Below are 13,390 nucleotides of genomic sequence, written 5' to 3' on the forward strand. Positions count from 1 at the left end.
TTCAGGAAGTCTGAAGAACGCCTTACCCGGCCGTGCGAATGATTGCCGCGAAGCTGGCGGCATCAAGACTGGCACCGCCGACAAGCGCCCCGTCAACGTGCGGGCGCGACAGAAGGCTGGCCGCATTGTCCGGATTGACCGAACCGCCATACAGAATGCGCAACTGGTCGCCATCGCCGGAACGCCAGGCCTCGCGGATGGCCCGATGCATCCGGTCAGCGTCCTCGGGACTGGCGTGCAGGCCCGACCCGATCGCCCAGACCGGTTCATAGGCGAGGATAACGCGCCCGGCGGCCGCGTCCGGCACGCTGGCGAACATCTGGCGCAGAACCACTGCCTCTGCCTCGCCGGCCTCGCGCTGCTCCAGCGTTTCGCCGATGCAAATGACCGGCGTCAGCCCGGCGTTCAGCGCCGCCTCGGATTTGGCGCGCACCAGCGCATCGCTCTCGCCATGTAGCCGCCTGCGCTCGCTGTGCCCTGTGATGACAAAACGCGTGCCGAGATCGGCGAGCATGGCCGCCGAAACATCCCCGGTCTGCGCACCGCCGGCCTCTGCGGCACAGTCCTGGGCCCCGACCGCCACCCAGCCCGGCGCACGTGCCTGCATTCCCGACAGCAAAGTGGCGGGCGGGCAAACCAGAACCTCACTGCGCGGCGGCACGGCCAACAGGCCGGACAACTGGTCCGCCCAGGCCAGATCGGCGCTGAGCCCGTGCATTTTCCAGTTGCCTGCAATCAACTTGCGCCGCGTCATGGGCTGCTCCCCCGCTGGTCCGGACGTCCCATGCGCCCCGCCGGAACTTCGGCGCGGAGCGATACCAGCCGGACGCCTGCGCCGCAATGCAGGGCGCGGCGCGCACGCGGCTTGCCGCTGCGGCGCCGCCCGGCTAGGTTCGCCCTCCTTTCAAACGGCCCTGGAACCGGTTCACCGCATGCTTACGCTCATCCGTCAAATGGCCAAGAACCCGCTCATTGGCGGGATCATCATTGCGCTGCTCGTCGCCGCCTTCGCCCTTTGGGGCGTCACTGACATCATTCGCGGCGGCGGCACCTCCGCCATTATCGTCGGGCCCGAGCGGGTCAGCGCACAGGAATTGCTGCGCACATACAACCGCCAGGTCGCTCAGGTTCAGCGCGAGAATCCGCGCCTGACCCGCGAGGAGATCGATGCCGCCGGGTTTGGCGAGCAGGTTGTCCAGCAGATGACGCTGCAGGCGGCCCTGGCCGGCAAGGCGAACGAGCTGGGCCTGTCGATCTCGGACCGGATGGTGTTCGACGCCATTCAGGAAATCCCCGCTTTCCAGAACCCGTTCACCGGCCGGTTTGACCGGGCGACCTTCCTCGAAGTGCTGTCCCAGAACGGATATGCAGGCGGCGCGATCGACCGCCAGTTCGAGCGCGATATCGCCCGCGAGCTTCGCCAGGGACAGTTTGTCGACGCCCTCTTGGGATCCGTGCAGGCTCCGGCGTTGTTTGCCGAAACGCGCCAGGCCTGGACCAATGAACGGCGCGCCCTGCGCGCGCTTCTGATTCCGCCCAGCCTGGCTGGCGATGTGGGCGATCCCGATGAAGCCGCACTTGAAGCGTTTATCGCGGACAATGCCGGCGTGTTTGAACGGCCCGAACAGCGCAGCTTCACGCTGATCCGCTTTGCGCCGGCGCTGTTTGAGCGCGATGCCGAGGTGAGCGCCGCCGACATAGAAGACCTGTACGCCTTCCGTCTCGACCAGGGTGATCTGGCCGATCCGCAGGTGCGATCCTACGAGCAGTGGGCCGCCCCCGACGAAGCCACCGCCGAAGCCGCCGCCACCCGGCTCGCGGCTGGCGAGGCGGCTGCGGACGTCCGCGCGGCGCTTGAGCTTGGCGAGCGGGTCGCCTTCACAGAGCTTCAGCAAACCCAAGTGCCCGATCGTGCCATCGCATCAGCCGTGTTCGCCATGAATGCCGGTGATGTGCGGGTTGTGGACAGCCGGCTCGGCTGGCGCGTCGTCCGCGTGACCGAGGCCGTCGATCCGCAAGCGCCGTCTCTGGATCAATTGCGCGATGAGCTTCGCTCGGAACTGGCCGCTTCACAGGCCGAAGACGACATGTTCACCGCCATGAGTGCTTTCGAGGACGCCCGCCGGCGCGGGTTTGATCTTGATCAGGCCGCGTCCGAAACCGGCGTTCCGATGGAGCGCTTCGACTTCATCACGGCTGACGGGTTCACGCTCGAAGGCGCGCCCGCGTCCTCTCTGCTTGAAGAAGGCGGCGACGCCATCCTGCAGCTGGTCTTCTCCCTCACCCCCGGCCTCGACAGCGAGCTGGAGCCTTATGGCGAGGGCAGCTATGTGGTCGTGCGGGTCGACTCCGTCGAGGCACCGCGTCTGCCGCGCGTGGATGAAGTGCGCGACGACGCCGAAGCGTTCTGGCGGCTGCGCACGGTAGACGAACGCCTGCAGGAGATTGTGGATGACGCGCTGGCGCGCTCGGAAGCGGGCGAGAGCCTCGAAGGCATTGCCGCACTCATCGGCGGCGGTGCCAGTGTCGAGATCGCCACGCTGGGACGCGAGGAAACGGCCGGACCGTTCAACCGCAATCTGGTCTCCCAGGCATTCAGCGTTGCCCCTGGTGGCCGCTTCGCTGCCCGTGCGGGTGATCAACGCACCCGCGCCATTGTGGTGGTGGACGAGGTCATCGCCCCGGCCGTGACCATGGCCGGGCCCGAGTTGCAGACAGCCATGCGTGAGGAGCTCGAAAACGATATCGCGATTGCGCTTCAGAACGCCCTGCTCGAGGCCTATGAAGTGCGTGCCGATCAGCGCCTGATCGATCAGGCGCTGGGCCGCATCGATCCCCAGCAATAGCGGCGCGGCGATGTCCCAGCCGGAATTTGCGCCTGATCTCGACGCCGCGCGCGCCGAGCTGGCCGCTGGCCGCCCGGTGCTGCTCACCGCGCGCCGGGTGGATGATCTTGAGACCCCGGTTTCGGCCTATCTCAAGCTCGCTGCTTCGCATGCGAACACCTTCCTGCTCGAAAGCGTCGAGGGCGGTGCCTATCGCGGCCGGTATTCGGCGATCGGGCTGGATCCAGATCTGGTCTGGCGCTGCACCGGAGACACAGCCGAACAGGCCCGGGCCCCGGGTTCCGGCATGGCACCGGGCCGATTCGAAGCCTGCGCCGAACCGCCGCTGGAATCGCTCAAACGCCTGATCGCCGACAGCGCCATGGACCTCCCTTCGGGGATTGCGCCGCTGGCTGCCGGCCTGTTCGGTTATCTTGGCTATGACATGGCGCGCCTTGCCGAGCGCCTGCCGTCAAACGCTGCACCCGATCCGCTAGGTACGCCGGACGGGTATCTCGTGCGCCCGCGCGTGATGGTGATCTTTGACGCCCTGCGTCAGGAAATCCTGGCCGCAGCCCCGGTACGCCCGGAGCCCGGCGCCGACCCGGCCCTTCAGATTGATGCGGCGCGCCGCCGGATCGAGGCCGTCTTCAACCGGCTTGATTCCCCGGCCCCGCTGCCTTCGGGTGCCAGCGCGGCCGCCACGCCGGACCCCCAGGCGAACATGAGTGAGGCCGATTTCCGCGCCAAGGTGCAGACCGCGCGCGCCTACATCAAGGCAGGCGACGTGTTCCAGGTGGTGCCCAGCCAGCGCTTCTCCACGCCTTTCACTGCGCCGCCGTTTGCGCTCTATCGCTCGCTGCGCCGGACCAATCCGTCACCCTTCCTGTTCTTCTTCAACCTGCCGGGCTTCGCCATCGCCGGTTCCAGCCCGGAGATCCTGGTGCGCCTGCGCGGGTCGACCGTCACCGTGCGCCCCATTGCCGGCACCCGCCCGCGCGGCGCCACACCGGAAGCCGACGCCGCGTTCGAAGCAGATCTCAAAGCGGATCCCAAGGAGCGCTCGGAACACCTGATGCTGCTCGATCTGGGGCGCAATGATGTGGGCCGGGTGGCGCGTCCGGGCAGCGTGCGGGTCACCGAGCGCGAGACGGTCGAGCGCTACAGCCATGTGATGCATCTGGTGTCCAACGTGGAAGGCGATCTGGCCGAGGGCGAGGACGCGGTGTCTGCCCTGATGGCCGGCTTCCCGGCGGGCACCGTATCGGGCGCGCCCAAGGTACGCGCCATGGAAATCATCGACGAGATGGAGCCGCACCGGCGCGGGGTTTACGCCGGCGCCGTGGGCTATTTCGGTGCCCAGGGCGATATGGATGTGTGCATCGCCCTGCGCACCGCGGTCATCAAGGACGGGCGCATGCACGTCCAGGCCGGTGCCGGCGTGGTGCTCGATTCCGATCCCGAAGCCGAGCGCCAGGAAACCGTGAACAAGGCCCGCGCCCTGTTCCGCGCCGCGGCCGAAGCATGGCGGTTTGTGTGAGCGCACGATCCTTGAAGTAAAAACACTCGCGTCCGGGCCCGCCGCTCGTATAGCCTTGCCGGCTTGAGAGCCAGACGGCCCCGAGGGACAGGCATGCCAGATTGGTTCACGCTAGACACGCTTCAGATGGTGTTCGTGCTGGCTCTGGTCGGCGCGGTATTTTTCGGATTCGCCCGGGAAATCCTGCCGCCGGACATCATTGCGCTGGTGGCCATGGGCCTGTTGCTCATCACCGGGATTCTCACCGCCAACGAGACCTTGTCGGTGTTCTCCAACGCCGCGCCGATCACCGTGGCGGCCTTGTTTGTCCTGTCCGCCGCCCTTGAACGAACCGGGGTGATTGACGCCGCCGCAAAGCTGGTGTCGCGCCTGTCCAAAGGCTCCCACCCGGCGACCGCCCTGATCGCGCTGATGGCGGGGGTGATCGGCATGAGCGCCTTCATCAACAACACGCCTATCGTGGTAGTTGTTATCCCGGTGGCCATCGGGCTGGCGCGGTCACTGGGCGTGGCACCATCGCGCTTTCTGATCCCTGTCTCCTTCGCCGCGATTTTCGGCGGCACCACCACGCTGATCGGCACCTCGACCAATTTGCTGGTGGACGGCGTGGCCCAGACCGGCGGCATGGCCGCGTTCGGCATTTTCGAGATCACGGCAGCCGGCGTGATCATGGCGGTGGTCGGCTGCATCTATCTGGCCATTGCCGGACCGTTTCTGCTGCCGGATCGCGATACGCTGGCCGGGCTTTTGCCCGACCCCAAGGAGCGCCGCTTCCTCGCCCACGTCGCGGTACCGTTTGATTCCGAGCTGATCGGCAAGACCCTGAACGAAGCCGGCCTGACCGCACGCAAGGGGTTCTCGATTGTGGACGTGGTCCGCAAACGCCAGTCCTTGCGCCACGCCCTGACCGATGTCGTGATCGAGGGCGGTGACCGGGTGGTGATCAAGTCACGCATGTCAGAAATGCTGTCGCTGCGGGACCAGGGCGATGTGGCGCTGGGCGTTACCGGCGGACGTCATGCCTTCGAGCCCATCGAGACCAGCGAAACCGTGATGCGCGAGGGCGTGATCGGGCCCAATTCGGGCCTGATCGGACGGCCTCTGGGACGGCTCGGCCTGGCCCGCCTGTATGGCGTCTATGTGCTGGCGGTACACCGGCGCGGCGAGAATGTCTCCCGCAAGGGCGAGGCGTTGCGCCTGGAAGTGGGCGATACGCTGCTGGTCGAAGGCACGCCGGTCGATTTGCGCACCATGTTCGATGACGGGCTGCTCAATAATCTTGCCGAACCGCAGGACCGCCCGTGGCGCCGGGAGAAGGCGCCCATCGCCATCGCGGCCATCCTGGCGGTGATCGCCCTGGCGTCGTTCAACGTGCTGCCTATCGTGGCGCTGGCGCTGATCGCGGCGGGCGCGGTGATCGCACTGGGCTGCCTCGATCCCAAGGACGCCTATGATTCCATCCAGTGGAATATCCTGATCCTGATTTTCGGGATGCTGGCGGTCGGGATGGCGCTGGAAAAGACGGGCGCGGCAGCCCTTCTGGTCGGCTTTCTGGCCCAGCACGCGCAGGGACTCGGCCCCATTGCCGTGCTGGCCCTGATCTATGTGGTCACGTCAGCGCTGACAGAGACGATCTCCAACAATGCCGCGGCGATCCTGATCACGCCCATTGCGATGGGTCTGGGCGTAGAGCTGGGCGTGGACCCGCGCGCCTTCGTGGTGGCGGTGATGTTTGCGGCCAGCGCCAGCTTCGCCACGCCCATCGGGTATCAGACCAACACGCTGGTCTATAATGCCGGTGGATACAAATTCATGGACTTCGTGCGAATCGGTTTGCCGCTTAACATCATCCTCGCCGTAGTGGCCGTGATCGTGATTCCGATCTTCTGGCCTCTGTGACAAAGGCGTGTACGGGCCGTTCTCCTATGCCTCCGCCCGCGCTAGGATGAGACTGACAGGACCATGAATAGCCAGGGACGCCCGTGACCCGACCGTTCAACACCCGCCAGCTGCCGTTCTTTCTGACAGCGCCCTCGCCCTGCCCCTATCTGCCGGGGCGGCTGGAGCGCAAGGTGTTCACCCGCGTCGATCCCCATGAAGGTCCCGGCCTCAACGATACCCTGACCCATGCCGGTTTCCGCCGGTCCCAGGCGATCCTCTACCGCCCGGCCTGCGAACGCTGCGCGGCCTGCAAGTCGGCGCGCATCCCGGTGGAGGCGTTTGAGCCCAGCCGCAGCCAGCGCCGAATCCTGCGCCGCAATCAATCCCTTCTGCGCCTGCCGCGCCATCCCGAAGCCACGCCCGAACAATACGCGCTTTTGAGCCGCTATCTGGACGGGCGTCACGGCGATGGCGACATGGCGGGCATGGATTTCTTCGACTTTGCCACCATGGTGGAAGAAGGCGCAGCGCGCACCGAGCTGGTGGAGTACCGCGACGCGGCGGGCACCCTTGTGGCCGCGGTGCTGGTTGACCGGCTCCAGGACGGCTTTTCGCTTGTGTATTCCTTCTTCGACACCACGCGCGAGCGCGACAGCCTGGGTGCCTTCATCATCCTCGATCACATTGCGCGCGCCCGAGAGGCGGGACTGCCCTACGTCTATCTCGGATATTGGGTGCAAGGCAGCCGGAAGATGGACTACAAAGCGCTCTACCACCCGCTGGAAGTGCTGGAGCCGTCCGGCTGGCGCCTGCTGGCCGAGAGCGACCGCCTGGCGGCACCCGAGCCGCTCAAGCAGGTGGGCTGAACGGTGCCCGGCTGCCGCCGACGCTAAAAAAACAAATAAACGGCTTTTGGGGGAGAGACATCATGGATCGCCGCACATTCCTTTCCGGTGCCGCAATCGTGGCCGCAGGGGCCGCCAGCGCGTGCTCGCAGGACGCCGGCACACAGAACGGACCCGCCGCGCCCGCCGTGGCGCGCCGGCGCACGCGGCGCCTACGCATGGTGACCACCTGGCCGGCGGGCTTTCCCGGTCTTGGCACGGCGGCGGAACGCACCGCGCAGTTCATTCGCGACATGTCCGGGGGTGAGCTGGATATCCGCGTCCACGGCGCGGGCGAGATTGTCGGCGCATTTGAAGTCTTTGACGCTGTCTCCGGCGGGGTCGCCGACATGTATCACGGGGCGGAGTATTACTGGCAGGGCCGCTCGCCCGCCTATAATTTCTTCTGCTCGGTCCCGATGGGCCTGACCGCTACCGAGATCATGGGCTGGGTGGAGTATGGCGGCGGCCAGGAGCTCTGGGACGAGTTGGCCGGCCAGTTCAATCTGATCGCTTTCCAGGCCGGCAATACCGGCCACCAGATGGGCGGCTGGTTCAAGCGCGAGATCAATGCCCTGTCCGATTTCCGCGGCTTGCGCATGCGAATCCCCGGCATCGCCGGCAATGTGATCCGCGAGCTGGGCGGCGCGGCGGTGGCGCTGTCAGGCGGGGAAATCTACCAGGCGCTCCAGTCCGGTGCCATCGACGCGACCGAGTGGGTGGGCCCATGGAACGACATGGCGTTCGGCTTCTATCGCGAGGCCCCGTACTATTACGGCCCCGGCTTCCATGAGCCCGGCGCGGCGCTGGCGGTGGGGATCAATCGCAGCGTCTGGGACTCGCTGTCCGCCGATCACCAGGCCATCGTGCGCGCGGCCTGCCGGGCGGCCAATAACCAGAGTCTGGCCGAGTTTACCTATCAAAACGGCCTGGCGCTGGAGACGCTGCGCACCCGCCATGGCGTGCAGCTGCGCGATTTCTCAGACGAGATCTGGCGCGAGATCGGACGCGTGTCCGAACAGGTTGTGGCCGACAGTGCCCAGAGCGATCCGCTGACCCGCCGGGTCTATGACAGCTATATCGAAGCGCGCCGGGTCATGCGGTCGTGGAGCTCGATCTCCGAGGCACCCTACCTGCAACGCCGCGACATGATCCTGGGAGGCTGACGGCATGCGCGCCGGCGACGCGCTGTTACTGGTATTGCTGGGAGCAACCCTGGCCGGACTGGCGGTGGACGCCGCCTCGGGCGGCTCCCTCGGCGCGTGGCTGCAAGCCAATTTGCCCGCACTTGGCCAAAGCACAGGCGCGGCGCTGGGCTGGATCGGGCTCATTCTCTCGCCGCTCCTGGCCATCCCCCTGCTCGCCGGGCTCTGGGGCCGGTTTGCCGGATTGCCAGCCCCTGTCGAAACCCTCCTGCGGCGGGGTGCGGGGTCTATTGATGCGGTGAACACCGCCATCGCCGACATGGTGCGCTGGGCGGCCCTGGCGCTCGTCGTCGTCACCGCTGTGATCGTGGTCCAGCGCTATGTGTTCGGCCTGTCGCTCTCACGCCTGCAGGAAAGCGTCATCTATCTGCACTCGGCATTGTTTCTGCTGACGAGCGCGGCGGCGCTGCTCAATGGCGGACATGTGCGCGTGGATATCATCTACTCAAAGCTCTCGGCGCGCGCCCGCGCCTGGACCGATCTGGCGGGCACCTATCTCGCTCTGATGCCGATGTGCTGGCTGATCCTGTACACCTCCACCGGCTATGTCGGCGGGGCCTGGCGCATTCTGGAGCGCTCGCGCGAGGGCGACGGCCTGCCGCTGATCTTCCTGCTCAAGACCCTGATTCCGGTCTTCGCCGTGCTGATGATCGTGCAGGGCGCGTCCATGGCCGCGCGTGCCGCGCTGACACTGGCCGGACGCACGGCACCTGCACCGCCCGGCGACCTGGCCGGACAGGAGCTCTAGATCATGGAACTGGTGATTGATCTCCTGCCATTCGTGATGTTCGCCGCCGCCTTCGCAGCGCTGCTGCGCGGCTATCCGGTAGCGTTCACGCTGGCGGGCGTGGCGATTGTCTTTGCGCTGATCGGACTGGCGCTGGACCTGTTCGATCCGCTGCATCTGCGCGCCTTCCCGCAGCGCATCTACGGCAACATCATGGAGATGGACAAGGCGATCCTGGTGGCCGTGCCGCTGTTTGTCTTCATGGGCGTGATGCTGGAAAAATCACGCATCGCGGAAGAGCTGCTCGAGGCCATGGGGGCGCTGTTCGGGGCCATGCGCGGAGGCCTCGGGATTTCAGTGGTGATTGTCGGGGCCTTGCTGGCCGCCTCCACCGGCATTGTCGGTGCGACGGTGGTGACCATGGGCCTGTTGTCCCTGCCCACCATGCTCAAGCGCGGCTATGATCCAGGGCTCGCATCGGGCACCATTGCCGCATCCGGAACCCTGGGCCAGATCATTCCGCCTTCCATCGTGCTGGTCTTGCTGGGTGATCAGCTTTCATCGGCCTATGCCGATGCCCAGCGCCGGCAAGGTGTTTTCTCGCCCGATATCATTTCTGTGGGCGATTTGTTCGCCGGCGCGCTGATCCCCGGCCTGATGCTGGTGGGCGCGTATATTCTCTATCAGGTGTTTGTCGCCATCACCCGGCCCGGCGCCGCGCCAGCTGCACCGCGCTCCGAAGTGAAGGCCGACTGGGGCAAGATCCTGGCCGCCCTCCTGCCCCCGCTTGTGCTGATGATCGCCGTGCTCGGCTCGATCCTGGGCGGACTGGCTACACCCACAGAAGCGGCCGCCGTCGGCGCGGTCGGCGCGACCTTGCTGGCGGGCTTCCGCAATGCCGGGGGAAGCGCCAACCCGCTGGCGGGGCGCGGCGTTGTCGCGATCGGGGCGCTGGCGCTGGCGGTCCTTATCGGATCAGTGCTGGTCATAGATTTGCGGTCGGGCGCTCCGGGCGCAGCGCTCACCGCAGGCTATGCCCTCGCCGCGATGGCCGCAGCGGGCGGTGCGTTTGCGCTCTGGCGGTTGCACCGCACCGGCGTGCTCGATGCCGTTATGCGCGCGACTGCCCAGATCTCGGCCATGGTGTTCGTGATCCTGATCGGTGCCAGCCTGTTCGCCCTGGTGTTCCGCGAACTGGGCGGCGACGAAACCGTGCGCGCCGCGCTGGAAGCTGTGCCCGGCGGGATATACGGCGCACTGGCCGTGGTCATGATCATCATGTTTCTGCTGGGCTTTTTCCTCGATTTCATCGAGATCACCTTTGTGGTGGTGCCCATCGTCGCGCCGGTGCTCCTGTTCATGGGCGTGGATCCGATCTGGCTCGGCGTATTGATGGCGCTGAATCTGCAGACAAGTTTCCTGACGCCCCCCTTCGGTTTTGCGCTATTTTACCTGCGCGGCGTGGCGCCGCCGCAGGTCACCACCGCAGCGATCTACCGTGGTGCCATGCCCTTTGTCGGCATCCAGATAGCGGCGATCATCGCGGTGATCGCCCTGCCCTGGCTGGCGACCGCTTTGCCAAGGATGCTCTATGGTTCATGACGCGCGCCGGCTGCAGCTTCAACGGGTCTTCATTGTCGCGCTCGCGCTGGGCCTGACCGCCGTTTTCCTGTGGATGATCCGAGATTATCTCGGCGCGCTGTTTCTGGCCGCCGTGATGGCCATTTTCCTGATGCCGGTTCAGCGCAGGCTTTCATCACTGCTGGGCGGGCGGCCCAAGATCACCGCGTCCCTGCTTCTGGTTCTGGCCGTGTTTCTGATCCTCCTGCCCCTGCTGGCAGTCCTTGCCGTGGTCGCCCAGCAAGCCGTGGAGGTGGGCCAGACCGTGCTGCCCTGGCTGCAGGGCGAGATCCGCAATTTCCGCGAAGAAGGCCTGGCCGGTCTGCCCGACTGGGTGCCGTTCAAGGACGCCCTCGCCCCCTATCAGGGCGAAATGGCCCGCCGGCTCAATGAGCTGGCCTCCGGTCTGGGCGGCGCGATGATCAATGGCCTGACCCGCGCTACGGGCGGCGCGCTGGGTTTTGCGCTGGGCGCCATCGTCTTCCTGTTCGCCCTGTTCTACCTGCTCACGTCCGGCGAAAGCTCGCTCAAGGGCGCCATGAACCTCCTGCCCATGCGCGACACCGACCGTGAATTGCTGGCTGAACGCACCCTGTCGACGATCCGCGCGACCGTGAAAGGGACCTTCATCATCGCCCTTATCCAGGGTTCGCTCACCGGCGGTGCCATGGCCATTGCGGGCGTGCCGGGCTCGGTGTTCTGGGGCGCGGTTGCGGGCCTCATTTCAATCATCCCGGCCGTGGGCACGCCACTGGTGTGGGGCCCGGCAGTCATCTGGCTGTTCGCCACGGGCTCGCCCATTGCGGCGGTCGTGCTGGCGATATTCGGCTTCGTCGTCATCATGCATGTCGACAACGTGCTGCGCCCGATGCTGGTGGGCAAGGACGCCAAAATGAGCGATCTGATGGTGCTGCTCTCCACCCTGGGCGGCCTGACCCTGTTCGGCTTTATCGGCCTGGTGATCGGCCCGGTCGTCGCCGCCCTGTTCACCTCGGTCTGGTTCATCTATGCGCGCACGTACGAGCAGCTGCTCAATGAGGATGATGCGCCTCAGACCCCGGCCCGGACCGACGATCCGCCGGCATAGGCTTCCAGCGCCGCAATCCGCTTGGGGATCGGCGGATGGGTCGTGAACAGGCCGGCAAAGGACGCCGTGTCATTGTCGAGGAACATCTGGCGCACCTCTTCGGGTGCCTCCTCAATCGCCGATCGCCCGGAAATCTTGCGCAGCGCCCCGATCATGGCGTCGGGATTGCGCGTCAGCTCCACCGCGCCGGCATCAGCCATGTATTCGCGTTTGCGCGACATGGCGAAGCGGATCAGGAGCGCCAGCACATAGCTCAGCGCCACAATGGCCAGCGCCACGAGGATCAGGACGCCCGCATTGCCGCCCCCGCCCCGGCGTGCCCCGCCCGCACGCACCATGGAGCCACGCAGCATGCCGCGCGCAAACAGCTGGCCGACGAAGGAAATGATCCCCACGAAGATCACCGAGATCACCAGCAGGCGCACATCGCGGTTGCGAATATGCGTCAGCTCATGGGCCAGCACCGCTTCGAGCTCGTCATCCTCAAGGCTGTCCATCAGCCCGCGCGTCACGGTCACCGCCGCCTGGCGCTCGCTGAGGCCGGTGGCGTAGGCGTTAAGCGCCGGCGTCTCGATAATGCGCAAGGCCGGCATGGTCAGCCCGCGCGAGATACACAGATTTTCCAGGAGGTTATAGAGCTTGGGCTCATCGGCCCGGCGCACGGTCCGCGCACCGGTGGCCGCATCGATCATCTTCTGGTAGCCGAGCCAGGCAATGATGAACCAGATCCCGGCCGCCACCAGCACGAAGGGGATGGCCGACAGCGTCCAGTCCAGCGCCAGCGCGAATTCCTGCTGGCCCGGCGCGTCCACCGAGTACGCGATAAAGAACAGCGTTCCGGCATAGGTCAGCGCCAGCAATAACAGCGGGAACCCTGCCATCAGGACGATGGATTTCAGGTTGTTGTTCCAGATATGCGTGCGCAGACCCGCCGCAGCGATCATAGGCGGCTCCTCCGGAGCGTGTCAGGGACCCCCAGACTAGAAAGACACAGACGGCGTCGCGCGCTCGGTCCCGCCGATCTCGAAGAATTCCTTCTCCGTGAAGCCGAACATGCCCGCCAGCACGACCGCCGGGAATTGCTCGATGGCCGTGTTGTATTCCGACACGGCGTTGTTGAAGAAGCGGCGCGCGGCGGCGATCTTGTTTTCCAGATCGGCCAGCTCGTTCTGGAGCTTGAGGAAGTTCTGGTTCGCCTTCAGGTCCGGATAGGCTTCCGACAGGGCGAACAGCTGGCGCAGCGCGCCCGACAGCATGTTTTCCGCCTGGGCCAGATCCTTGACCGAGCTCGCGTCCACCGCCTGCTGGCGGGCTTTGACCACGTTTTCCAGCGTCTGGCTTTCGTGGGCGGCGTAGCCTTTCACCGTCTCCACCAGATTGGGAACCAGATCGTGGCGCTGCTTGAGCTGGACGTCTATATCGCCCCAGGCCTGACGCGTCGTCTGACGCAGCGCGACCAGGCGGTTGTAGATCAGGACGATGACCAGGCCGATCACCACGATGATGGCCAAAAACACCATGAATTCCATGTCGCACTCCTCAAGCCCGGCGCGAGTCTGCGCCTCTTGCCTTATGGTTTAACGCGCAGGCGCGCCGACGCCAACTGACAACGCAGACAGGG

11 protein-coding genes are annotated in these 13,390 nt (G+C 65.9%); 8 read left to right on the forward strand and 3 right to left on the reverse strand.

All coding sequences use genetic code 11. The annotated features are described in order from the left end of the window. Positions 1–22: 22 nt before the first annotated feature. A complete protein-coding gene (tpiA, locus tag L2D00_04470) occupies positions 23–754 on the reverse strand; it encodes a triose-phosphate isomerase (GenBank protein ID WBQ13941.1) in 732 nt (243 codons plus the stop codon). A 178-nt stretch (positions 755–932) separates the two neighbouring features. On the opposite strand from tpiA, the gene L2D00_04475 reads away from it, so the two are divergent. The 8 genes from L2D00_04475 to L2D00_04510 all read left to right on the forward strand — a co-directional run bounded on the left by L2D00_04475 (position 933) and on the right by L2D00_04510 (position 11,769). Beyond that, complete coding sequence (locus tag L2D00_04475; protein WBQ13942.1) at positions 933–2,846, forward strand: peptidylprolyl isomerase; 1,914 nt, start codon at positions 933–935, stop codon at positions 2,844–2,846. Between the two features lie 10 nt (positions 2,847–2,856). Beyond that, entirely contained in the window at positions 2,857–4,365 is a 1,509-nt protein-coding gene (trpE, locus tag L2D00_04480) for an anthranilate synthase component I (protein WBQ13943.1), read from the forward strand. A gap of 93 nt (positions 4,366–4,458) precedes the next feature. Beyond that, on the forward strand, positions 4,459–6,264 hold the full coding sequence (locus tag L2D00_04485) for an SLC13 family permease (protein ID WBQ13944.1): 1,806 nt from the start codon (positions 4,459–4,461) through the stop codon (positions 6,262–6,264). 83 nt (positions 6,265–6,347) lie between these two features. Continuing rightward, positions 6,348–7,112: an arginyltransferase gene (locus tag L2D00_04490; GenBank protein WBQ13945.1), complete on the forward strand. Its 765-nt coding sequence runs from the start codon at positions 6,348–6,350 to the stop codon at positions 7,110–7,112. Between the two features lie 62 nt (positions 7,113–7,174). Beyond that, a complete protein-coding gene (locus tag L2D00_04495) occupies positions 7,175–8,296 on the forward strand; it encodes a TRAP transporter substrate-binding protein (protein WBQ13946.1) in 1,122 nt (373 codons plus the stop codon). A gap of 4 nt (positions 8,297–8,300) precedes the next feature. Further along, positions 8,301–9,083, forward strand: coding sequence for a TRAP transporter small permease subunit (locus L2D00_04500; protein WBQ13947.1), 783 nt, complete (start codon positions 8,301–8,303; stop codon positions 9,081–9,083). 3 nt (positions 9,084–9,086) lie between these two features. Then, complete coding sequence (locus L2D00_04505) at positions 9,087–10,664, forward strand: TRAP transporter large permease subunit (protein WBQ13948.1); 1,578 nt, start codon at positions 9,087–9,089, stop codon at positions 10,662–10,664. Further along, positions 10,654–11,769: an AI-2E family transporter gene (locus L2D00_04510; protein ID WBQ13949.1), complete on the forward strand. Its 1,116-nt coding sequence runs from the start codon at positions 10,654–10,656 to the stop codon at positions 11,767–11,769. Before L2D00_04505 ends, L2D00_04510 begins: the two co-directional genes overlap by 11 nt. Here the strand turns inward: L2D00_04510 and L2D00_04515 are convergent. Together L2D00_04515 and L2D00_04520 are read right to left on the reverse strand one after the other, a co-directional pair. Continuing rightward, entirely contained in the window at positions 11,733–12,713 is a 981-nt protein-coding gene (locus L2D00_04515) for a M48 family metallopeptidase (protein ID WBQ13950.1), read from the reverse strand. The two genes, L2D00_04510 and L2D00_04515, sit on opposite strands and share 37 nt — an antisense overlap. Positions 12,714–12,749: 36 nt before the next feature. Continuing rightward, complete coding sequence (locus tag L2D00_04520; protein WBQ13951.1) at positions 12,750–13,298, reverse strand: LemA family protein; 549 nt, start codon at positions 13,296–13,298, stop codon at positions 12,750–12,752. Between the last annotated feature and the right edge of the window lie 92 nt (positions 13,299–13,390).

This window comes from Hyphomonadaceae bacterium BL14 (assembly GCA_027627705.1).
GTDB lineage: Bacteria > Pseudomonadota > Alphaproteobacteria > Caulobacterales > Maricaulaceae > Oceanicaulis.